The following is a 25,118-nucleotide window of genomic DNA, read 5'->3' as shown; positions in this document are numbered from 1 at the left end:
ATACTAAAGCAGGATGTTTACAATGAAAGTATTCGGTTTTCCAGGACAGGGCTCACAGTTTAGGGGAATGGGTCGAGATTTATTCAAGCAATTTAAAGAACATACAGAGATAGCTGATCACATTCTTGGATACTCAATTGAGGACTTATGTGTTTCAGACCCAAATAGATGTTTGACCAAAACCGAATACACTCAGCCTGCACTATATACGGTAAATATACTTTCTTACTTGGCAGCCTCGAAGTCTGGGAGTGTGTTGCCGGATTATTTCTTAGGCCATAGTTTAGGTGAATATTGTGCCTTATATGCCGCAGGTGCATTCTCTTTTGAAGATGGACTGCGTATGGTTCAAAAACGTGGCCAGCTAATGAGCTGCGCTCCAGAAGGTGCGATGGCTGCTTGTTTGGGGATCAATGCTGAAACCATCAATGGTATTTTGAAGAGCAATGGTTTTAACAATATTGAGGTTGCTAACTTCAATGCACCCGAACAAATCGTGCTGTCAGGAACAAAAGATGACATTTTTGCTGCAGCTAAATTATTCGAAAATGCAGGGGCTCGGTATATTCCTTTGAATGTCAGCGCTGCATTTCACTCAAAGTTGATGGACCCTGTTACAGAAGAGTTTGTTCAGTTTTTAAATCAGTTTACATACTCACCTTTGAAAGTACCTGTTATTGCCAATGTCACAGCGAGAATGTATCCCGATGGGCAGATCCCGACATTATTACAAAAACAAATATCAGGTTCGGTGCAATGGACAGATAGTATTCGGTATCTTATGGGTAAAGGCGAATTTGAGTTTCAGGAGTTTGGCCCAGGAGACGTGCTGAGTAAACTAGTCAAGCAAATCAATAGTTCATGCACACCGTTACGAGATGAATCGAGTTTGCGTGAAGGCATTGTATTGACACCTCGTCACAGTGAAATAACCAACGTTGATGCCGTTAAGTCAACACCAATATCATCGGGTAAGTTACACAATAGCGGGCAACAATTAGGTAGCGCCTCATTTCGTAAAGATTACAACCTAAAATATGCTTATTTGGCTGGCGCTATGTACAAAGGCATTGCCTCAGCAGATCTGGTGATCAGAATGGGAAAAGCTGGCTTGATGGGCTTTTTAGGTACTGGTGGATTAACAAACGATACAATCGAAGCAGCGTTGATGCAAATTCAACGCAGTTTACCAAATGGTGAGTCGTATGGTGTCAACCTATTACACCAGCCGGGCAATGCTACTGGTGAATTGGCACTGATAGATTTATATGTGAAATACGGCGTTAAGTTTATTGAAGCCTCTGCATTTATGCAAATAACCCCAGCACTGGTTAAATTTAGGCTGTCAGGTATTTATCAAGATGCCAATGGGAAGGTGGATTCAAAACATAAGATCATAGCTAAATTGTCGCGCCCTGAGATGGCTAAAGCTTTTTTAAGTCCAGCTCCTGATAGGATAGTAAAACAACTCTTAGCTGAAGGTTTGATCACTGAGGAGCAAGCTAGGCTTGCTAGCGCTTTACCTGTTGCTGAAGACATTTGCGCGGAGTCGGACTCAGGAGGGCATACTGACTCAGCTGTTGCTTCTATTTTGTTGCCAACGATCAAACGTATCAGAGATGAGCTACACACCAAGTTTAATTACCAAAAGCCTATCCGAGTTGGAGCCGCTGGCGGAGTTGGCACACCAGAGTCGGTAGCTGCTATGTTTGTGCTAGGCGCTGATTTTGTTGTGACTGGGTCTATTAACCAGTGTACCGTTGAAGCTGGTACTAGCGATTTAGTGAAAGACATGCTTCAGTGTATGGACATTCAAGATACCGACTATGCGCCTGCAGGAGACATGTTTGAACTCGGGGCAAAAGTACAAGTACTCAGAAGAGGTGTATTTTTCCCTGGTCGAGCGAAGAAACTGCATGAGCTTTGGAGTCGACTTAACTCACTAGATGAAATAGATGCGAATACAAGAAAGCTTATAGAAGAAAAATATTTTAGACGCTCATTTAACGATGTATACGCAGAAACCAAACAGTTCTATCTGAAAGTAAATCCAGCCGAAATAGATAAAGCGGAAACCAATCCAAAGCATAAGATGGCGCTTATTTTCAAATGGTATTTTGTTAATTCAACTAGGCTTGCTTTATCTGGTGGAGAAACACAAAAAGTTGATTTTCAAATACATACAGGACCTGCTATGGGAGCGTTCAACCACTGGGCGAAAGGGACTGATTTTGAACAGTGGCGTAATCGGCACGTAGATCACATCGGCGTTAAATTAATGGATGAAGCTGCAGATTATTTAAACAATTTTAGTTCTGCAAGCTAGCGGTTGGTTGCCCTTTCCGCTGAGAAATTGATTCTCGGACATCAATTAATTTAAAGGAACGAGTTTAGTGAATAATATTAGGGTTACTATTATCGGCAGTTCAATAGCAGGAACTGCAGCAGCGTTATTTTTTAGCCGTTTGGGGCATGATGTTACGATACTAGAGCGAGAAGAGGCTCACTATTCATCAGCTACTGAACTGGATTGGGCAGCTTGGTCACGTGCTGGGGTGCCTCATGCGGTGCATTCGCACACTTTTTTACCTAAATTAGTTAATATGCTTCAGGAGCATGCTCCTGAAGCTCTTAATACTCTGTTAAATAAAGGCTGTGAGCAAGCTGAGTTCAAAGATTATGCGAAGCTCAAATTTGGCGATTTTTTGGCAAGACCTGATGATACGAAAATGACTCTGCTAAAATGCCGCCGCTATATTTTTGAGAATGAAGCGAGAAATTTAGTAGTACAAAGTGGTGTTAAAGTTATTCACAGCGCTAATGTGTTAGGAATTGTCTGTGATCAGCCTGGTAAGGTGTCCGGTGTTAAAGTTCGTATTGGTAACGACGATACCAACATTAATGCCGACTTAGTAGTTGACGCCTCTGGACGGCGTAGCCAATGTGTCAAATGGCTTGCGGAACATGGCATTACCAGTACTACACAAATAGATGAAAGCTGCGGTATTTTCTACACAACACAATGGTTTAAACTTAAAGACACACCATATGATGAAAGTTTGATAGAAACGTATAAAAAGCAAATAACCGGATGCTCTTACTACGAGTCCAGCTTCTTGGGAGCGGCAATGGTCTTTGCTGATAATGGTTATTTCTCTATTACTTTAACGGCGCAGAAAGACGACTTATCTTTACGGAAACTTACACGCTTAGCTTCTTGGATGGCAGTAGTTAAACATTTACCTGGGTTTGCCCCATGGGTGGACGAACGGAATGTCATTGCACAAGGAAACTTAAAGTCCTTTGGCAATATGGACAACATTTATCATCCTTTAATTGATAATAACCAGCCTCTTCTTAATGGGTTGGTAAATATTGGTGATGCACTGTGTACCTTGAATCCCGCAGCTGGACGAGGCTGTACTATTGCCTGGATAACCGCTTATGAAATTGCCAAGGCTGTGAGTGAAAACAGTTCTATTACAAAAGCAATTACCGAATATTATCAGCGTATTTCCGTTGAACTCGAGTCAACAATTCAAGCTTCAGTTAGGAAGGATAGAAACAATATATCCAATTCAAAGGATATTCGTGACGGCATCGACCCGTTTAATTTCAGTGGAACTGGTAAGATTATTGATAATGGTCACTATATAGGGACGGTTATGGATCGAGGGCTTAGTCAGGCGTCTGAGACCGATATAGATCTGTATCGTAAGTTATTTCAGGTTTGGTTTTTGTTGGAAAAACCTGATGTGCTGGTTGGCTCAGAAAATTTTGAAAAAGCCAAAGCAGGCTATGAAATCTGGTATGAAGAACACGGCAAGCACCAAATCCGACAATGGAAACATATTGTTGCCTTGTTAGATCAGCACTAAAGGATTGAAAGAATGAACATTGAAAATACGACACCGATCAAAGTTATCTCTGCTGATTCACATGTTGCAGAACGAGAGTTTGTGTTCGCCGATACTACAAGTAAGTACCGTGAATCTATGCCATTTGAAATCTACAATGAACGGCATGGTGGTGCGATTTTGGTCGTTCCTGGTATCGAACAACAATTGCCGATGGCGTTACTTTGTACCGCAGGAAGACCATCAAGCGAAATTATAAAAAAACCAGTGGGGTGGCATGAGTTGCATCCGGGTGCTATCGATCCCAAAGCGCGTTTAAAGGTACAAGATCAAGAAAATGTCCTTGCAGAAGTTATCTTTCCCAGCGTGGGTATGTTGATTTGTAATCATCCTGATATGGATTATCGTAAGGTATGTTTTGAGGCGTACAATCGTTGGATTTTTGAATTTTCTTCGCACAGTCCTGAGCGTCTTCTTGGGGTGCCATTAATTTCAATAAGGACGATAGCGGAAGGTTTAAATGCTATACAGCATGCCAAAGATAATGGTGCTCGTGCAGTTATGTTCCCCGGAAATGCGGTGTTTGATGATTATGACCACGTCAATTATGACCCTATTTGGGAATTGTGTGCTGCGCTTAACTTACCTGTTTGTTTTCATATTTTAGCTAGTAGCTCAGATTTGGCCTCTAGTACTCGCGGCAGCAACCCAAAAGCAGGAGCCATGGTTCGTCAATTACATATCCTAAGAGGGAATCAGGATATTATGGCAATGTTGATTTTTGGCGGGGTTTTTACACGCCATCCAACGCTTAAAGTGGTATGTGTTGAAGCAGATGGTGGCTGGGTCCCTCACTTTTTATGGCGCTTAAATCATGCTTATGAAATTCATAGGCATTACTTAGGTCTTGATATTGGTAAAGGTCCAAGCGAATACTTTTTTGATAATATCTATCTTACGTTCCAAGACGATTTAAGTGTTGCTATGACGATGGAAGGGCAGAATCCAAATCGATTGATGTTTGCCACTGACTTTCCCCATGCTGATGGCACGTTCCCTCATTCGCAATCTGCTCTAAACAAGTTATGTACCAACATGTCGCTAGAGGTCAAAGAAAAAATTGCCTATAAAAATGCGGCAGAGCTTTTCTCGATAGTGTGTTAGGTGGGTGAAAGGATGAACGATAACAACGCAATAGTGATGAATTTGCAAGCTGGGGTGTCTTTTCCGCGCTACCAAAATAAGCACGAAGAGCGAGAAGACAAGAAAAAAAGACTTGTTGCAGGTTTTAGAGTATTCGCCGAAAAGGGATTTGACATGGGAGGTGCTGGTCACATTTCTCTGCGAGATCCTATTTTGACCGATCACTTTTGGGTTAACCCGCTATTGGTCAGTTTTTCACAGCTCACAACACATGACTTACTATTGGTCAATTCGGCGGGTCAGGTTGTACAAGGAGAAGGTTTGTTAAATGGGGCTGCCTTCACAATTCATTCTAAAATACATGAGCTTAGACCAGAGGTCGAGGCGGCGGCTCATGCACACTCTGTTTATGGTAGAACATGGTCTACTTTAGGCAGAGCGTTGGATCCAATCACACAAGATGCCTGTGCATTTTATCAAGATCATGTTGTTTTTAACCGATATAGCGGTGTTGTTTTAGATGACGATGAGAGCGAACGTATAGCTCGGCTACTGGGGGAGAAAAAAGCATGTATTTTGCAAAATCACGGTCTTTTGACAGTCGGTACTTCGCTAGATGCAGCCGTTTGGTGGTTCATACTGATGGAAAGCTGTTGTCAAACTCAACTAATGGCTGAAGCGGTTGCCAAACCAATATTAATACCAGAACAAGATGCCTTAAATACAAGAAAAGTAATAGGTAATGAAATTGCTGGGTGGTTTAGTTTTCAAAATTACTATAAACAGATCATCGAAAAACAGGACATTTGACGGGTCTAGCGTCATTTAATAACTTACAACGAGAATAAAAAATATGGTTATTAGTGGTAAAAGGGAAGAGATAGTTGTCTCTGGTATAGGAATAACCTCATCTGTGGGTATAGGCAAAAGGGAATTCTCTGATGCGTTACTCAAAGGGAAAAGTAATTTCGGTATGTTAAATCGAGAAGGAAGGCAGCATGAAGGTAAATCTTTTGTTGGCGCCGAAATAGGTCAGCTTCCTGAGTTGCCAAATTTTCCAATGAGGTTCGCTAGGACCTGCTCGTTATCAACGCTCTGTGCCTTAAATGCGATTAATGAGGCTTGGCATGAAGCAAAACTTGCGGATCAGGATCCCAAACGAATTGGCCTATTTATTGGTGGTTCAAATTTTCAAGCTAGACACCTTATGACCTTGCAAGCACAGGCGTCAGATCCTTCCTTTATCAATCCAAATTATGGTTTGTCAGTGTTTGATACAGATTTAGGTGGTGTGTGTACCGAATACTTTGGCATATCGGGCATGAGTTGCACAGTAGGTGGGGCTAGTGCCAGTGGTCAGCTAGTTATCTTACATGCGATTAATGCAATATTGGCGGGACAAGTCGACACATGCATCGTTCTAGGTGCACTGACAGATCTATCATATTGGGAACTGCAGGCATTTCAATCTCTCGGTGCTATGGCGTCGGAGGGAGATGTAGAGCATCCTCATTTAGCTTGCCGTCCTTTTGATGCAGCAACGAAAGGATTTGTATTTGGCGAATCCTCAGGTGCTTTAGTTATTGAACGAGCTTCTACAGCACAGTTCAGAGGAAGCTTGCCTTATGTGGTAATAAAAGGCATTGAGACCGTGAGTGATGGTCATCGCAATCCTGATCCTTCGTTTGAAGGTGAATGTGCAGTTATCAAAAAACTATTAAAAAATACAGGTCTATCCGCTTCACAAATTAACTATGTCAACCCTCATGGCACAGGTTCTAAAGTGGGTGACGCTGTAGAACTTGCTGCGTTAGCACATTGTGGACTACGCCACGCCAGCATTAATACGACTAAATCTATTACGGGCCATGGGTTAACAGCGGCGGGGATGATCGAGTTAATAGCGACGATTTTGCAAATGAAACAGGGACAACTACACCCCAGTTTGAATTTGGAAAGTCCCATTGACGAAGACTTTAACTGGGTAAGAACACAAGCTCAAAACCACAAGGTGGACTATGCCATCAATATGAGTATTGGTTTTGGGGGAGTAAATACCGCCCTTTGCTTACAAAATATCTAAGGAACCATGATTGTGCTACAAGTTGGTATTGAAGATTTAAACGTATTTGGTGGATCAACATATCTTGATGCAGATGAGCTGGCATCTTATCGAAACTTAGATAAAGAACGTTTCTCTAGTTTGCTAATTAAAGGGAAATCGGTCGCGCTACACTATGAAGATCCGATCACGTATGCAGTGAACGCAGCAAAACCCATTATAGATAGATTATCTGAAGAAGATAAAAACAGTATTGAATTGGTTATTACTTGTACCGAGTCGGGTATCGATTTTGGAAAGTCACTCAGTACGTATGTGCATGAATATCTAGGTTTATCTAGAGTATGTCGTATGTTTGAAATTAAACAGGCTTGTTATTCTGGCGTTGCGGGTCTTCAAACTGCTGTTAGCTATATTTTGTCACAGGCCTCACCAAATGCCAAAGCGCTGGTAATTGCCAGCGATATAACGCGTTTTATGTTGCATGAAGAAGGTGAAACAAGTCAGGACTGGTCATTCGCAGAGCCTTCCGGAGGATCTGGTGCTGTTGCTATGTTGATCAGCAACAAACCGTATGTCTTTCAAATGGATGTCGGCGCAAGTGGATTCTATGGATATGAAGTTATGGATACCTGCCGCCCGCAGCCTGAAAGTGGGGCCGGTGACGCGGATCTTTCGTTGTTATCATACCTTGATTGTTGTGAACAAACCTTTTTGGAATATTGCCGAAGGGTCGGGGAGGCGGATTATCTATCAACATTCGACTATCTGGCTTATCACACGCCTTTTGGTGGGATGGTTAAAGGAGCACATCGAACCATGATGCGAAAAATGACAAAGTCAGATGCAAAAACAATAGAGTCTGACTTTGTCGCACGTGTTATGCCCGGCTTAGATTACTGTCAAAAGGTTGGCAACATCATGGGGGCATCAATGCTGTTGTCCTTGGCCAGTACCATTGAGCTAGGTGAGTTTGACACTGCAAAGCGTATAGGCTGCTTTTCATATGGTTCGGGGTGTAGCTCTGAGTTTTTTAGTGGTATTGTTCGACCTCAAGCTAAAAAAATCCTTAAAGATCATGGTATTGCTGAGGATTTGAATGCTCGTTACCAACTGAATATGGATGAATATCACAACCTATTACGCGTGAGTAATTGCGTAAAGTTTGGTACGCAAAATATCGACGTTGATCTGAATTACATCCCTTCCATATATCAGTCTGTGTCAGGGAAGGGGCGGCTTTACTTGACCGCGATCAGAGACTTTAAGCGCATATATGAATGGGTGTAAGCAATGGATTATAAAACAATAAAGGTGACGCGAGAGGGGAATGTTTGCACACTACAAATTCATCGCCCACAGAATAATAATACCATTGACAATTTGCTGATTGATGAGATGAGTGTTGCACTTGAAGCCTGTTTGGAAGATGTTACGGTCGTTATTCTTAAGGGATTGCCGCATGTGTTTTGCTTCGGGGCGGATTTTAATTTTGCTAAAAATCAGGTAAATGATGGGCAACAGCAAGATCCAGAGCCGCTATATGATTTATGGTATTTACTAGCAACAGGATCCTTTATCTCTATTGCCTGCGTTGAAGGGAAAGCCAATGCTGGAGGGATTGGATTTGTTGCTGCATGTGACATTGTGTTAAGTAGTGAGCAGGCGGTTTATAGCTTATCAGAAATGTTATTCGGTTTGTTTCCCGCATGTGTAATGCCTTATTTGATGAGAAAAATTGGTTACCAAAAAGCGAACCATATGACTTTGATGACAAAGCCTGTTAATGCAAAAGCGGCACAGGAAATAGGCTTAGTGGATGAAGTCAGTAGTGCTTTAGAACAAACCCTGAGGGCATGTTTAATGCGAGTTAAATGTTTGTCAAAAGCAGCAATTACTCGACATAAGCGATACATGCATGAATTTAATCCAGTTTTACAACAAATGAAGCCTACTTCTCTAAAGGCCAACTTGGAAGTCTTCTCTGACGTGGACAACATTAAGCTAATTATGAGATACGTAGAAACTGGGCAAATGCCTTGGGAATAAAAATATCTCGCTGAACGACTTGAAACTATACGGCTGAACGATGTGCTTGGCTGTCTTTAAATGTGGCATGTATTTATGGATAAAAATTATAACGAAGTAAAACACTATATATCTTGTGACAACCCAATCATCACGGATCATAAGATTCATGGGGTAAAGACGCTGCCAGGTGTCGTGTTGATTGATATAGTCTGTCGAACATTACGAAAACTGTATAGTACTGAGTGGTTTGAGTTTAATAATGTTGTTTTCAAAAGACCTGTGGTTGCAGCGCAAGAAAACCATCAATATGTTGTGGTCGCAATTGTTAAACATGATATGCAATATGACATTACTGTCACCAGTTACGATAAAGACAACCCAGAAGTTATCCGTGAGAATATGTCTTGTCAGGTGCTGCTAGTAGATAAACATAAGGCCACTAAGGTACTTGACGTTGATTCTTTTATCGCGCAGAGCGAAAGCGTGATTGATTTAGCAGATGTGTATGCTTTAGCGCACAGTAATGGTATTGAGCATGATGCATTCATGAAAACCAGCGGTAAAGTATATCTGACAGAACAACAGGAGTTGATGGAGATAAGCCTTAGCACGGCTGCCGAAGTGTTTCGGGATAAATTCTATATCCATCCCGCATTTTTAGACAGTGCAACATTTGCCGGCACTGCTTTGCTGTTAAGTGCGCTTAGCCAAAATAAAAATGAAGAGCGTACGCCCTATATTCCATTTGTGATAGAGAAAATTCGGCTCAATGGATCGTTTCCAGATACCATTTATGTGCATACCAATTTGGCACAACAGAGCGAAAATAAATCAGATAAGAGTGATATTCATTATAAAGATATTTGTATCGTAGACGCCTCTGGTGTTGAAATAGCGAAAATTACCAGATTAACCACGAAGCGGATTCGCTCTCCCAAAGACATACAACAACCCTTAGAAGCGACAAGCAGTCACAACAACGTTGATACAAAAAGTAGTGAAGATACGAGTATTGAAGCTTTTATTCGTCATCATATTGGTACTTTGCTTCAAGCAGATCCTCAGGCATTAAATGGGACGACTGGATTTTATGATCTGGGGCTCGATTCGGCTCAATTGTTGTTGGTCGTTCAGTTGTTAGAGCAAGCAAGCGGCAAACAGTTTTATCCAACGTTATTATTTGAATTCAACACCATTAATAGCCTAGTTGCACATTTGCAGGATGAGTTGGGAAGTGCATTCAGACTTGAGTCAGCAACAGTGCAAGTTGACGTTGTATCTTCACAATTGTTGGATGAGAACAGCCTCGCCACATTTGAGGGGCGCAATGCGCTGGTAAGACAATTTTGGAAACAGACTGAGTTACCACTTACTGGCATTATCTCTGTCGATAAAAAGCGTTTTATCGTCATTGATGAAGATGACTTAATTTTGGTGCCGCTTACAGCGCAATATTTTGATTGTGAAGAGCTGTTTATATTGCGCTCAAGTGCCCCTGAACCGCTGAGCATAGTGCAAGATAAATATGGCCAATTGCTAAAGATCACTCAGCAATTGATGAAGAATAAGTCATTAGGACATTTTGCTCTGCAGGTTGTTGCTTCAACTGCAATCAATGATACCTTAATAAGTATGTTGTCTAGCTTGCTCAAAACAGTCATGCAAGAGCATGCCGGTTGTACGACACAGTTAGTACGGTTTGATGTGGAAGCGTTTGAATCGTTGCACAAAAAGCTCAGTGATGAAATTCAGTATTTTTCAAGTGATGCACAAGAAGTACTTTATAATACACCGTTAGCGACACGGTATGTTCGAGCCTTGACAGAGTGTCAGGTTGAACAATCTGAAACACCTTATAAAGCTGGGGGTGTATATGTGATAACTGGTGGAATGGGAGGAATTGGTCAGCTACTTACTCGACATCTGTGTGATCAAGTTCCCTGCACAGTAGTGGTACTTTCTCGGTCTGTAGTTGAAAAAGTTAGTCAGCGTATTGGTGACAATACAGATATCCATTATATGCAGACTGATGTTACCGATCAGGCAAACTTGAGTGCATGCTTTCATCATATTCGAGAGACTTTTGGGGCCATTAATGGTGTATTCCATTGTGCAGCAGTACTTAACGACCAGCTCATTGTGAGTAAACAACATGATGTTTCAAGTGCAGTTTTTGCGCCAAAACTGCAAGGTACGGTCAATCTGGATACTGTAACGCAGCAAGATAAGCTAGACTTTTTTGTACTGTTTTCATCGTTGGCAGCGCTCAGTGGTAACGTGGGTCAGTCGGACTATGCTGCTGCAAATGCATTTTTGGGGGCATTTTCCCGCAGTAGAAACAGGCTAGTAAAACATTCAGAGCGTGGAGGTTATACGGTTGCAATAGATTGGCCATATTGGTCTGAAGGGGGAATGAGCATCTCCCAAGATAAGTTGCAGAACATTTTTGAAAACAGTGGGATGCTCCCACTACCAAGCTCACAGGGGTGGGAAACGTTACAGCGTATTATTGCTGATGCTAGCCACAGTCAAATTGGAGTGTTTTACGCCAGTGATGAAAGCTTACAGCGCATTCTTCATCCTTATAATGAAGCTGTCGATTGCTTGGAAACTATTCCTGATATAACACAGAACCGTTCTACGACGTCTAATCTTGAGCCTGCCGTTTGTCGTGATATTGCGGTGGTGGGCATGGCGGGTCGCTTTCCTCAATCTCCCACCATTAAGGATTTTGCAGATAACCTCCAAGTGGGCAGAGATTGTATCACTGGAACACCACATGAGCGTTGGCAAAACTACGACTTCTCATTTGCAATGGATGATTATTGCGATCAAGGAGGATATATTGATGATATTGAGCAATTTGACCCCGTTTTTTTCCGACTATCGCCGAAACATGCTATTTCATTAGACCCACAAGCAAGATTATTTTTAGAAACTGCATGGCAAGCATGTCAAGATGCTGGTTTACCACTTACAGTGAGCCAACCAAATGGCCACCAAGAGAAGCCCAACGTCGGCGTTTTCGTAGGGGTTTTTTGGAGCCATTATGAATTGTTTAGTGCGGAACTTGCTGAACGTGGTTCCCAATTTGCCTTGGGAACCAGTGCCTCGTCTGTCGCTAATTTGGTCTCGTATTGCTTGAATTTAAAAGGGCCATCTGTAGCACTTGATAGTATGTGCTCCTCTTCTTTAAGTAGTGTTCACTTTGCTGTTGAAAGTTTGCGTCGTGGCGAATGTCAATATGCGCTTGCTGGTGGCGTTAATTTGGTGTGCCATCCGCATAAATTCAAGTTCTTAAGAGAAGCTGGTTTTTTGTCTTCTGATTTGAGATGTCGTGCATTCGGTTCAGACGGTGACGGTTACGTACCTGGAGAGGGGGTTGGTGCTGTCTTATTAATGGGCAAACAAGATGCACTACAGTTGGATTATCCCATTCATGGGGTAATCAAAGGAAGTGCTTTGAATCATAGTGGCCGCACAGCAGGTTTATCAGTTCCTGAACCCAACGCACAGGCAGACGTAATCACTCGTGCGTTACAAGATGCAGATGTGTCAGCACAAACCATTAGTTATGTTGAAGCTCATGGTACAGGGACTTCATTGGGAGACCCTGTAGAAATAGAAGGCTTGAGCAAAGCGTATCGACAGTGGACAGATAAAAAGCAGTTTTGTGCGATTGGGTCAGTTAAATCAAATATTGGTCACTTGGAAGCCGCGGCGGGTATCGCCGGACTCATCAAAGTGTTATTACAACTAAAATCTGATGAGATCTTTCCATCGCTTTATACCGAAACATTGAACCCACTTATTGCATTTGCTAACAGTCCATTTTACGTTGCCCAGTCGACACAAGCTTGGGGAGAATCAAAAGAAAATCGCAGTCAAATTCCGAGAAGGGCCGCGGTCAGTGCATTTGGAGCCAGTGGTAGTAACGCACATCTTATTGTTGAAGCCCATGATGTCAATGTGGAACCAAGTAGCTATCTTGCTAAACACATACCAGACACTCATTTGGTGGTAATGTCTGCTAGAGATGAAGAGAGTCTACTTCACTATGTGCACGCAGTACTTGAGTCGCTAGACGAACAACACGCGATTACAGAACAAGAATTATTGCTAAGTATAATGTACACGCTACAGGTCGGCCGAGAACCAATGGCTTGTCGTGTGGCATTTTGTGTGGATACGTTGTCGCAGTTGCGTAATGAGCTGCGTAGTTTCTTGGATAATGGCGAGCACGATGCTAAATGTTACTTTCACATTAATGATATCGCTGAGTTAGACGGTAAAAAACAGATCAAACTTGACAACTTCATAGCCACTACTGATAGCTTACAAACACTAGCAAGCCAGTGGGTTAAAGGCGCATTTGTTCCTTGGCAGGTATTATATCAAAACGAGCATATATACAAACTTAGCCTGCCTTTTCCTCAGTTGAAACGTCAGTCATATTGGTTACCCAACGCTATCGCAAGCCAACAATCTCAGTATCCGATAGCAGCAAATAGTGTTATGCCAGCTCCCCCCCCTGTAGTGAAAAATGAAATTTCAAAGATGGAACCGTTATATGTTGAATCGTCAGAAACTTTGAGGGGAGAGCAAGTTTCTCTAGAAAATATTACGAATAAACTCATAGGTAGCTTTGCTCAGGTTATGTTCTTAGATGAGCAAGACATCAATCCAAACCTAAGCTTTGCGGATATGAATTTAGACTCTGTAGTTGGGGTTGAATGGGTGAAAGAAATAAATCAGACATTCAACACGCAACTGAAGGCATCCGTGTTATACGATAATCCAAACGTTGTTGAATTAAGTCTGCATATTTATGAGCAACTTGGGATGTATGATAATGCGTCTGATTCGTATCAAGAGCCCCAAGTGTCTAGCACTATCGATAATGTACAGGCGCTCGCAGCAACGGATACTGTTGATACTGAGAAGTTGGCTTTCGCAGATAAGTCAAATATAGCACTCCAGTTAAAAGCAAGCTTTGCTGAGATTATGATGATGAGCTCTGATGAGGTTAATGTGAACATCTCTTTTTCAGATATTGGTTTAGACTCGGTGATTGGTGTTGAGTGGATCAAAACCTTAAATGAGCTGTTTGGTTTAGATTTAAAAGCATCATGTATTTATGATCACCCAACCATACATCAATTGAGTGAGCACATTGCTACTAACATTCAAACGCCAGAAAAAGGGTTTGACATAGAGCCTGTGTATGAAGTGCCAGAGCCGCAAGTAAAGGCAGTCACCCCATCAACGGCATTGGGCAAAGTTGCACTCATCTCTACGGATATAGTCGCGGATTTAGATAACAAAAAGGAAAATGCGAAAGATTACCATAGTCAAACCAACAGTCATGACTTTGGCACGATTGATTCGATCAGGCAAGGCTTGATAGAGAGTTTCTGTACCACTATGTATATGCCTGCTGAAGAAGTGCTTTTGGATGTACCATTCTCAGAGATGGGCTTAGACTCTGTTGTTGGCGTAGAGTGGGTAAAGCAAATTAATGTTCTGTATAATGCACAGTTTAAAGCTTCATGTTTGTATGATTTTCCTACTATAAACACCTTGTGCGACTATATTGCCAGTGAACTTGGAACACTAACTCCTACTTGCAATCAATCATTGAGCAACCCACAAATAAGTGTAAAACCAAGTATTTCGCTCATACCAACGCAAAGTATTCAGTCTCTAACAGCGCGTGTGCAAAGTTCACATGTTGAAGTGCCTGCCATATCGCAATCTGTGCCTAAAGCAGCTCAGCCTGAACCGGATAGTCAGCTAAATGACCAGATTGCAGTGATAGGCATGGCTGGCCGTTATCCTGGCGCTGAGAACTTAGAGTTGTTCTGGCAAAACTTAAGCGCTGGGGTTAATTCAATCCAACAAGTGCCTAGTTGGCGATGGGATGTAGAGCGTTTTTACGATCCGAAACCAACGCCAGGTAAAGTGTATAGTAAATGGTTGGGAGCAGTAGATGATGTAGAGTGTTTCGATCCTCTATTTTTCAATATCACACCAGCCGAAGCAGAGGAAATGGATCCACAACAGCGGATTTTCCTACAGCTTAGCTACCATGCATTTGAGGATGCTGGTTATTCACCTCAGTCATTAAGTAATTCTTTGTGTGGTGTATATCTAGGTATTATGAACTGTGACTACACGGTGATCACATCAAAAAGTGGAGGCGGATTAAATACTACGGCGAATAATAATGCGATAGCTGCTGCACGGATAGCTTATTTCTTTAATTTGAAGGGACCAGCTATCCCGATTGATACAGCGTGTTCATCATCACTGGTTGCCATCCACTTGGCTTGCCAGGCATTAAAAAATCATGAAATTGATTTAGCGCTTGCAGGTGGTGTCACTTTGTATTTAGTGCCTGAATCCTTTTTGGGGATGTGTGCCGCTGGTATGTTGGCCAAAGATGGGCAATGTAAAACGTTTGATAATGCTGCTGATGGGTTTGTACCTGGTGAGGGGGCGGGTGCGGTTGTTTTGAAACGTTTAGCACAAGCACAAACTGACCGTGACAATATACAGGGTATTATACTCGCATCTGCGATAAACCAAGATGGCAAAACAAACGGCATTACATCACCGAGTGTAAAGAGCCAGACTGAGCTGACATTTCAGCTGTATAAACGATATAACATTGATCCCAGTACTATTACCTATGCTGAAATGCATGGTACGGGAACACGGCTAGGTGATCCTATAGAGTTAGAGGCTCTATGCAGTGCGTTTAATAAATATACAGAGAAACAAAATTATTGCGCCATTGGTTCAGTTAAAACTAATATAGGCCACACTTCTGGTGCTGCAGGGGTTGCTAGTATTCACAAAGTGCTTATGTCGATGCGTTATAAGCAGCTTGCTCCAAGCCTGAATTTTAATGAACCCAATGATCACTTTGATTTTGCCAACTCTCCATTCTACGTAAATACACAGCTGCGAAAGTGGCAAGTAAATGAAGGTAGCAAACGACGTGCCTGTGTTAGCTCATTCGGATTCAGTGGTACTAATGCGCATATTGTATTGCAAGAGCCACCACAGACTGACGGTGCTGTTCAACACTTAAGCAAACCATCGCTTATTGTATTATCGGCACAACACCCTGAACAGTTGATAACCATTGCCAATAACTTAATTGCATGGTTAGGTAATCGTGCAAATATTAGCTTGGGTGATGTCGCCCATACTCTGCAAGTGGGCAGAAATGCCATGGCGTGCAGAGTGGCGATTGTTGCTAACTCCATCACTCAGCTACTGGAGCGCTTAGCGCTATATGTGAGTCTTAAAGATAATATTCGCTTGCAGCAAAACGATATTTTTACTGGAAAAGGTATAAAAAATCAGGTTGTAAAGGTCGTTCAGTACAGCACAACCGATATACGTGACGTTGCAAAATCATGGGTACAAGGCAACTCAGTTATCTGGCCGACGCTTAATGATAGTGGCGCGACACAAAAGATAAGTTTACCGGGTTTCCCATTTTTACGTGACAAATACTGGTTGAATGTCGACTTTGACTCTTCAGTTGAAAGTTCGGCAAATCAACAAGTCGTGCCAGTAAATCCTCCAAAAGGATTATCATTGTCTCAGTTGCAATGGCACACTTTGTCGGAATTCAAAGCTGACCTTAGTTATTCTAAACAACGTCACATTATATTAATAGACGTTGGACAAGATCCGGTGATTAAGCAACTTACCACTATCCATGACCCTAAGGTTAGTGTGCATGTAATTAAAATCAACGCCGGGGAATGTCCGCACACATGGGGTCGAGAATACGCAGAATTGATAGATCAGCTTCTGAACCACTTCCAATCATTCGTGGTAAATCGCAGCGTAAATACTGAAGTATTATTACAAGTTGTTTTGCCAGAATTAGCATCGGCATGGTGTTTGTCGGGCATATCGGCGGCATTGAAATCGTTGGCGTTAGAAGTGCCTGAGTTTAGTGCGCAAACAATTGTCTTGTCTGAAGGCGAAGAGGCACCATTTTGGCTGCAACAACTCCATGAAGTGGCACATTACCCAGAAGCTCTGTGTGTTAAATATGAAGAAAAGCAGCCACTGGTACGTCGAATAACATGCCTTCGAGATTCAATAACTGTGGAAAATACTCTTGCACAAGCGCCGTGGCAACATCAGGGTGTTTACTGGATTTTCGGCGGCTTGGGAGGGTTGGGCTTAATATTCGCACGAGACATATTGGATAAGACGGATGGCACAGCAGTGGTTATCCTAAGTGGCCGTTCTAACTTTAATGATGATATAAAAAATAGCTTGTCTGAATTTGGCGGTCAGGTTATCTACCGAGCTGTTGACATCGTTGAACAGACCTCTGTACAAGGGGGGGTCGATTGGATCACGGCCAAGTTTGGCAAACTAAACGGTGTACTACATAGTGCAGGTTTCAACCAAGATGCATTGTTAGTCAACAAAACTCGCCAGACATGGCAACAATTACTTGAGCCCAAAGTAGAGGGGCTTATAAATCTGGATCAATGTACTGCAAAGCTTAATTTAGATCTGTTTGTTGCATTCTCCTCCATCGCTGCTGTAAGCGGAAACGCAGGACAAATAGATTATGCTTCAGCTAACGCTTTCATGGATAGCTATATAGCAATTCGCCAGCAAAAGGTGCGAGTGGGAGAGCGAACAGGGTTAAGCATAAGTATTAATTGGCCATATTGGCAACATGGTGGCATGACACTCAATGATGAGTATTTAAAAAACTCGGGTTTATCTGCGTTATCAACCCGTCAAGGTTTGATTGTTTTTTACGATATCGTGTCACGTGGTCTTGAACAAGGGATTGTACTCAATTTGGCTAAAAGTGATCTACCAGACTCTTTGGACGAAAATGCTGTTCATTCGCCCAGCGAGCGACTTGTGAATGAAATAGACTCAGCTAACTTAATAATTTCATCTGAACAGATGAAATACCAGTTAGAGCAAAACCTTAAAGAGCTTTTTATGCAGGTCACAAAGCTGAAAAGAGCCCAAATTGATACTCGAGAATCATTTGAGTCTTATGGTATAGATTCTATCATGATAACTAAGCTTAATAGCTTATTAGAACAACACTTCACGCAATTACCAAAAACACTTTTCTTCGAATTTGACAGTATCAGTAAGTTGACGGAATATTTTGCTGAGCATCACTATGATGCATGTTTGAACTGGGTTGGTATCGGATCTGTAACAGCCCATCAAGCTACTAAACCTGATCTATTGCCTGAAAAATTACATAGTAAAACTGCACAGCAAGGTGCAGTAGCATGTGAACCAGTGGCGATTGTAGGTATGCATGCAAAGTACCCACAAGCTGCTAACATTCATGAGTTTTGGCAAAACCTGCGCAGTGGTATAGATTGTGTGAAAGAAATTTCGCCATCTCGATGGGATATCGACGTATTTTATACACCAAATCAACGTGAAGCTGCTTTTGAGGGGAAAAGTTATAGTAAGTGGGGGGGATTTTTAGAAGACTTTGATCAGTTTGATGCCCAGTTCTTCAAAATTTCGCCTAAAGAAGCGTTAAATATGGACCCGCAGGAACGTTTGTTTTTATCTGGTAGCTGGGGCGTATTAGAAGATGCTGGTTACAGTAGCAAGATATTGCAGGATAATTATGCTGGCAATGTGGGTGTGTTCGCTGGTATTACCAAAACAGGGTTTGACTTATACGGTCCAGTTTTATGGGCCAATGGTGGGCAAGCTTTCCCTCATACTTCATTTAGTTCGGTTGCCAACAGGGTTTCTTATTGGTTCAATTTAAACGGGCCAAGCATAGCAGTTGATACCATGTGTTCATCTTCTTTGACAGCGATTCACTTAGCGTGTGAGTCATTACGCCGAAAAGAATGTCAGTTTGCCTTAGCTGGGGGAGTAAATATCTATGCCCATCCCTCAAGTTATGTTGCTTTATCTGGTCAGCAAATGCTTTCTAATGATGGCAAATGTAAAAGTTTTGCTGCTGGTGGTAATGGCTTTGTGCCAGGTGAAGGGGTAGGTATTGTACTCCTGAAGTTGTTATCAAACGCTATCGAGGATGGCGATAATGTGTATGCATCAATACGAGGCACCGTAGTTAATCATGGTGGGCGTACCAATGGGTACACCGTACCTAACCCAGTAGCGCAAGGTAAACTGATCGCAGAGGCGGTCGCTAAATCGGGTGTTGACCCCCAGCATATCAGCTATATAGAAGCACATGGAACTGGCACTGAGCTGGGTGACCCTATAGAAGTAAGTGGTCTGTGCAAAGCATTTGGTAACGCAGCTGTGGATTGCCGTATTGGTTCTATCAAATCAAATATTGGTCATTTAGAAGCTGCGGCTGGTGTTGCAGGGTTGATGAAAGTTGTTCTTCAAATGCAGCACAGAACTTTGGTGCCGACGTTGCATGTTAAACAGCCAAACCCTGCCATTGATTTTGATAAAATACCTTTTACCTTACAAACAGAATTGGCTCCATGGGATATAGCACAAGAGCAAAATGATATATCCGCAAAACGTTTGGCTGGGTTGTCATCATTTGGAGCAGGAGGCTCAAATGCACATGCAATCATTGAAGAATTTGAAGCGATAGATGAACCAGATACTGAGTCGTCATCTGGACCATTTTTGGTGTTGTTATCTGGGCGAGATGAACAGGGACTAAAATGGCGAGCGGAAGATCTCTTGATTTACTTAGAGTCTGATGCTTGCAAACTCAATGATAGGGATTTATATGCCATAGCTAGTACTTTGCAGCTTGGTCGTGACGAGATGGAGCATCGCTGGGCAACCGCTGTATCGGATTTATCGCAACTGAAACATAACCTACGCGCATTGTTAACAGATCAGTCAGATGTTGCTGAGTGTTACCTTGGTCAAATTGGCACTGAACTTACGCAGCAACTCAATGATGATGAGGATACCGAGCAAATGGTCAAATCTTGGTTGCGTAAAGGAAAGTACTGGAGGGTATTGAAGCTCTGGGTCTGTGGAATGAGCATTGATTGGTCATTGCTCTATTTAAACCAAAAGCCACAGCGTATCAGTTTACCAACATATCGCTTCAAAGAAAAAAGCATTTGGTTTGAAAAAGCTCAGTTGCGTAATGTTGCTCTTAAAGGTACTGTTCAAGCTGGAAACCAAGCTGCTCCTAGCTTATTGCACCCCTTAGTGCATGAAAACATATCGAACTTTTTTTCACAGCAGTTCAAAAGCCGTTTTAATGGTGAGGAGCCTTACTTTAAAGATCATGTTATTGGGGAGCAATCCATTTTACCTGCCGTAGCATATTTAGAAATGGCCCTGTTTAGCGCAATAAGGGCAAGCAACAAAGAGCAGAGTGAACTTGCTGGGATGCGATTTAATAACGTGGTTTGGATGAGTCCAATTTTGTTTGATAAAGAGCCGTTAGAAATAACTACCGCGTTAATCCCACAGGGGGAGAATATGGTTTATTTTGAAGTTTCAAGTCCCGTTAATAATCATCCTCACTGTCGTGGTAAGGTCTCTTGGCATAATATCAAACCTGAATTAATAGATATAAAAGCTAAAGAGCAACAAAGCCATACCCAAATGTCACAACAGCAATGCTACTCGATGTTTACTGCGATGGGTGTGCATTATGGTCCGGCCCACCAGGCAATTGGCAACTTACAGATAGGTGCGGATTATGTGTTAGCACATGTTAAGTTACCGCAAGTGGTCACCACTGATGCACAGCGATATACGCTACACCCAAGTATTCTGGACGCGGCATTTCAAGCCATTATAGGGTTCTCTGTTGAGCGAGGTCCGGGAGCTAATGTGCAGGGTCAAGTGCAAGGTTCAGCAGTCGTACCTTTCTCACTTGATGCGTTGACGGTATACGCACCGTGTACTGAAGAAGCTAGGATATTAGTGCAACGACAAGCATCATCAGCACAATCCCAGCTTGAAAAATTCAATATTTCAATCGCAAATGTTAAGGGTGAGCTGCTGGTCAGTCTCACAGGGTTTAACGCCAGGCCCATATCAGGGAACGGTAACAATCAACTTTCCAGTGGTAAAACGCTCTACTTTCAACCAAACAAAGTAAGAGCTGACATTCTAGATGAAAGTAGTAATAGGAATTGATGATTTTATGTTTGATGTACATTCAGTATTAGTATTCGATGAAGGAACCGTTGCTTCTCAGTCACTTGAAAAAGCAGCTGATCGTATCGAGTTAAAAACTATAACAAAAAATGATAACAGCTTATCTACTAGCTACGATGAGTACGTTGTACATGCATTTGAGTACGTAAAAAATCTATTCAATGAGCACCCAAGTGCCACTGTATTTTGTCAAATAGTCATCAACGGTGACTCTGTTACTGCTGGCTTAAGTAAGGGGTTGGCTGCATTGTTAAAAAGTGCCCAGATGGAAGGGCGAAATTTTAATGGCCAGTTGATCAAACTTGGACAACCTTGTGATGCCGATGAACTTGTTACATTGATCAGAGATAACAAACGTCATTATTGGGAAGAGGAAGTTGAGTACATAAAAGGTGAGCGATGGATCACTCATTGGCAAAATGTCACACCAGATGCAGAGTTGAATGTGCAATTAGCTCCTCAGCAAGTTTGGCGAGATGAGGGGATATATATCCTCACTGGTGGCTATGGAAAGTTAGCTCTTTTGTTTGCCAATGAAATTGCGTCACATGCAAAAAAAACCTATATCTATTTGTTTGATTTAGGCGAGCCTAATGAGCCGCAATTAGAAAATATTGAGCAGCTAAGAGTGCTTGGAGCACACATTAGTACTATAGCTGTAGATATTTGTGACCGTGATGCGTTGGGTTGTGAAGTTGATAAGATTCTTGGCGTCCATGGCATTGTGCATGGCATCATTCATAGTGCAGGTGTGTTAAACACCAGCGCAATAGTGGATAAAGAGCGCACTGGAATTCGAAAGGTCTTACAGCCAAAAGTTGCTGGATTAGTCAATTTGGATGAACTGACCAGCACGACTAACCTTGACTTTATCGTTGCTTTTTCGTCTTTGGCTGGAGCTGTTGGTACGCCAATGCAATCAGAGTATGCCGTAGCAAACTCTTTTGTGGATAAATACATCGAACATCGACGCGTACTCAGTGCAAAAGATGAGCGGTATGGCAAGAGTTTGTCAATCAACTGGCCTTTGTGGAAACAAGGAGGGTTGCAGATCAATGATGACTTAAGTGAAAAAATCCTTGAGAAGAGCTACGGTATGTTGCCGTTACAAAACGCCAGTGGTTTAAACGCGTTTTACCGATGCTTCAGTTTAGATCTGTCACAGGTTTTGGTCATAGAAGGGCAGCAAGATAAAGTACAATCTAGTTTGTTGGCCGAAAAACGTAAACCCTCAGTGCAGCCACCCTTAGTGGCACCTAAAAAGGTCGAAAGCACTTTGAAAACAAGCGATTTGAGAACCCAAACTATCATACTGTTAAGTGAAAAGGTTACCGAACATTTAGGTATCTTAAACGAAGATATAGATATCTCTTGTGAGTTTAGTGAATTTGGGTTTGATTCAGTTACTCTGACAAATTACTGCACGGATGTTGGGCAAGTCCTGGGGATTGAATTTGAGCCAACGATCATCTTTGAGTACCCATCGATAGAAAAACTGTGCGGATATTTATTAGAAGAACGCTTGGCATTGTTGCAGAATGTTTTCGCTCCCTCCCCTCGTCCTCAACAAAATGTGGCTGTTGCGCGAACACAAGGTTCAGGTTTTCAGCCTGATTGGATCAGCAGGATCACTACAATAGCGTGTGAAACTCTGAGCATTGAGGTCGATGATATAGACTTAGCTATCGAGTTTTCTGAACTAGGCTTTGATTCTGTCACCTTGACTCAAATGGGCAAGCAGTTGAGTGAACAGTTTGATGTAGATATTTTACCCACGGTCTTTTTTGAGTATCCGACTATTGCGTCATTAGGGGTATATCTACAGCAGCTCTATTCGCTGTCAGAACCTTTGGCTACGTCAATTACAGGACATGCAGACACTGCAAAATCGATGATGAAAGAATACTCGAGAATGCAAACCTTGCAACAAACTCCAGTATTGGTGCAAGTAAGTGATGGTGTGCATAGTACAACAAAACGAATTGCAGTGATCGGTATGAGTGGTAGCTTCCCTATGGCCACTGATGTTGCGCAGTTTTGGACTAACCTGCAGCAAGGAAAAGATTGCATCAGTGAGATTCCCGCAAGTCGATGGGATTTTGAAGCAATGGAAAAAGCAGGGTTGAGCGCCGTAAAATGGGGCGGGTTTATGTCGGATGTTGAGATGTTCGATCCGCTATTTTTTGGAATTTCGCCTCGAGAAGCACAATTGATGGATCCGCAACAAAGATTGTTGCTAACCCATGCTTGGCAAGCTTTGGAAGATGCAGGCTATTCGCCTCAGAGTTTGTCTGGTTCTGATACCGCATTATTCATTGGTACGTCAAATACCGGTTATTCAGATTTAATTGGCATGTCTGGTGCGTCTATTGAAGGTTACTCTTCAACGGGAATGGTGGCATCTGTTGGTCCGAATAGAGTTAGTTATTTATTAAATTTGCATGGTCCTAGTGAACCGGTAGAAACAGCTTGCTCAAGTGCTTTAGTGGCCATACACCGAGCCGTTTGTACCATTCAAGCTGGTACATCTAAGATGGCTATTGCTGGTGGTATAAACACTCTGCTATCACCTGCTGTACATATTTCGTTTGATAAAGCAGGTATGCTATCTCAAGATGGTCGTTGTAAGTCTTTCTCTAAGCTAGCTAATGGGTATGTTCGTGGCGAAGGGGTTGGCTTGTTTGTGCTAAAAGAGCTGTCAATTGCTGAGACAGATGGAGATCATATATATGGTGTCATCTGCGCGAGTGAAGTTAACCATGGTGGTAAAGCAAATTCGCTGACCGCTCCTAACCCGAAAGCACAAGCAGCACTTATAGAAACGGTGTACAAAAAGGCGGGCATTGACCCTCGTACAGTTGGCTATATTGAAGCGCATGCTACAGGAACTGAGCTTGGTGACCCGGTTGAAGTAAATGGTTTGAAGCTTGCTTTCGAGGCGTTATACAAACAAACACAAGAACAAATGAGTGTGGCACAAGAACAGCCATATCACTGTGGTATTGGTTCGGTTAAATCTAACATAGGTCACTTAGAGTTAGCTGCGGGTGCAGCTGGGTTGATGAAGGTACTGTTACAACTGAAACATCGAACATTGACCAAAACACTGCACTGTAAAGAAGTTAATGATTATATTCGATTGCAAAATAGCCCATTTTTTATTGTTGATGAACTGCAACCATGGCAAGCGGTCATAGACAAGAATGGCGAAGAGTTACCACGCAGAGCTAGTCTGAGTTCATTTGGTTTTGGTGGTGTGAACGCTCATCTTCTGCTTGAAGGGTATCATAATAAGATATCTCAACAAGACGATGCGAATGAGCAACTTATTATACTTTCCGCTAAGACAGAAAAGGCCTTACAACAATACCTAGTTAGGTTTAGTCAGTTTATTGGTAATAATAAAGAGACATTATCATTGTCTGATCTCGCTCATACTTTACAAGTGGGCCGAGATGCTATGAAGTGGCGCTGGGCAACTACCGCGATGTCTTTGACAGAGTTGCAGGATAAGCTGCGTCAAGCAGCTGCAGGTCAGTTACACCGTGAAGGATGTTACGTTGGTCACAGCAGTCAAAAGAAAACAATTGATAGTAGCGATGAGATATCATTGGAACTACAAGGTGCGATTCAACAATGGCGTAACGATAAGTCAGCTGAACATTTGCTAACACTGTGGGTTAAAGGGGAGAATGGGATTGAGTGGTCTGAGCTGAACGATGCTAAGCAGCCACGACGTATCAGCTTACCGACCTACCCATTTGCACAGCAACGTTGTTGGGTAGATATAGACTCAAGTGTGTCGCGTCAAGGCTCGCAGGGCGAACCGGGTAAACAACAGGGTGCCACACAGATACATCCATTGC

Annotated in this window: 9 protein-coding genes; all 9 read left to right on the top strand. The window is 42.4% G+C overall.

All coding sequences use genetic code 11. The features are described 5' to 3' along the window. The first annotated feature begins 22 nt into the window (after positions 1-22). Entirely contained in the window at positions 23-2,326 is a 2,304-nt protein-coding gene (gene fabD, locus OCI93_RS19860; RefSeq protein ID WP_261595310.1) for an ACP S-malonyltransferase, read from the top strand. Between the two features lie 67 nt (positions 2,327-2,393). Beyond that, positions 2,394-3,878, top strand: a complete 1,485-nt coding sequence (locus tag OCI93_RS19855) for an FAD-dependent oxidoreductase (RefSeq protein WP_261595309.1) — start codon at positions 2,394-2,396, stop codon at positions 3,876-3,878. A gap of 12 nt (positions 3,879-3,890) precedes the next feature. Next, complete coding sequence (locus OCI93_RS19850) at positions 3,891-5,021, top strand: amidohydrolase family protein (RefSeq protein ID WP_261627130.1); 1,131 nt, start codon at positions 3,891-3,893, stop codon at positions 5,019-5,021. Positions 5,022-5,033: 12 nt separating this feature from the next. Then, a complete protein-coding gene (locus OCI93_RS19845; protein WP_261595307.1) occupies positions 5,034-5,810 on the top strand; it encodes a class II aldolase/adducin family protein in 777 nt (258 codons plus the stop codon). 43 nt (positions 5,811-5,853) lie between these two features. Continuing rightward, positions 5,854-7,083, top strand: a complete 1,230-nt coding sequence (locus OCI93_RS19840) for a beta-ketoacyl synthase N-terminal-like domain-containing protein (protein WP_261595306.1) — start codon at positions 5,854-5,856, stop codon at positions 7,081-7,083. 6 nt (positions 7,084-7,089) lie between these two features. Next, positions 7,090-8,352: a hydroxymethylglutaryl-CoA synthase family protein gene (locus tag OCI93_RS19835; protein WP_315942824.1), complete on the top strand. Its 1,263-nt coding sequence runs from the start codon at positions 7,090-7,092 to the stop codon at positions 8,350-8,352. A 3-nt stretch (positions 8,353-8,355) separates the two neighbouring features. Next, positions 8,356-9,111: an enoyl-CoA hydratase/isomerase gene (locus OCI93_RS19830; protein WP_261627129.1), complete on the top strand. Its 756-nt coding sequence runs from the start codon at positions 8,356-8,358 to the stop codon at positions 9,109-9,111. A 75-nt stretch (positions 9,112-9,186) separates the two neighbouring features. Beyond that, positions 9,187-21,231 (top strand): SDR family NAD(P)-dependent oxidoreductase, encoded by a 12,045-nt coding sequence (locus OCI93_RS19825; RefSeq protein ID WP_261627128.1) that lies wholly within the window; start codon positions 9,187-9,189, stop codon positions 21,229-21,231. Then, a partial coding sequence (locus OCI93_RS19820; protein WP_261627127.1) for a beta-ketoacyl synthase N-terminal-like domain-containing protein occupies positions 21,209-25,118 on the top strand: 3,910 nt, incomplete at its 3' end. The genes OCI93_RS19825 and OCI93_RS19820, both read left to right, overlap by 23 nt.

The sequence above is a fragment of the Pseudoalteromonas holothuriae genome (assembly GCF_945859825.1).
In the GTDB taxonomy this organism is placed as follows: Bacteria; Pseudomonadota; Gammaproteobacteria; order Enterobacterales; family Alteromonadaceae; genus Pseudoalteromonas; species Pseudoalteromonas holothuriae.
This window is presented reverse-complemented; position numbering and strand designations above follow the sequence as displayed.

Excerpts from the sequence above, each read along its gene's own strand:
- OCI93_RS19850 (WP_261627130.1), top strand. The coding sequence starts at position 3,891 with ATGAACATTGAAAATACGACACCGATCAAAGTTATCTCTGCTGATTCA.
- OCI93_RS19845 (WP_261595307.1), top strand. The coding sequence starts at position 5,034 with ATGAACGATAACAACGCAATAGTGATGAATTTGCAAGCTGGGGTGTCT.
- OCI93_RS19830 (WP_261627129.1), top strand. The coding sequence starts at position 8,356 with ATGGATTATAAAACAATAAAGGTGACGCGAGAGGGGAATGTTTGCACA.
- fabD (WP_261595310.1), top strand. The coding sequence starts at position 23 with ATGAAAGTATTCGGTTTTCCAGGACAGGGCTCACAGTTTAGGGGAATG.
- OCI93_RS19835 (WP_315942824.1), top strand. The coding sequence starts at position 7,090 with ATGATTGTGCTACAAGTTGGTATTGAAGATTTAAACGTATTTGGTGGA.
- OCI93_RS19825 (WP_261627128.1), top strand. The coding sequence starts at position 9,187 with ATGGATAAAAATTATAACGAAGTAAAACACTATATATCTTGTGACAAC.
- OCI93_RS19840 (WP_261595306.1), top strand. The coding sequence starts at position 5,854 with ATGGTTATTAGTGGTAAAAGGGAAGAGATAGTTGTCTCTGGTATAGGA.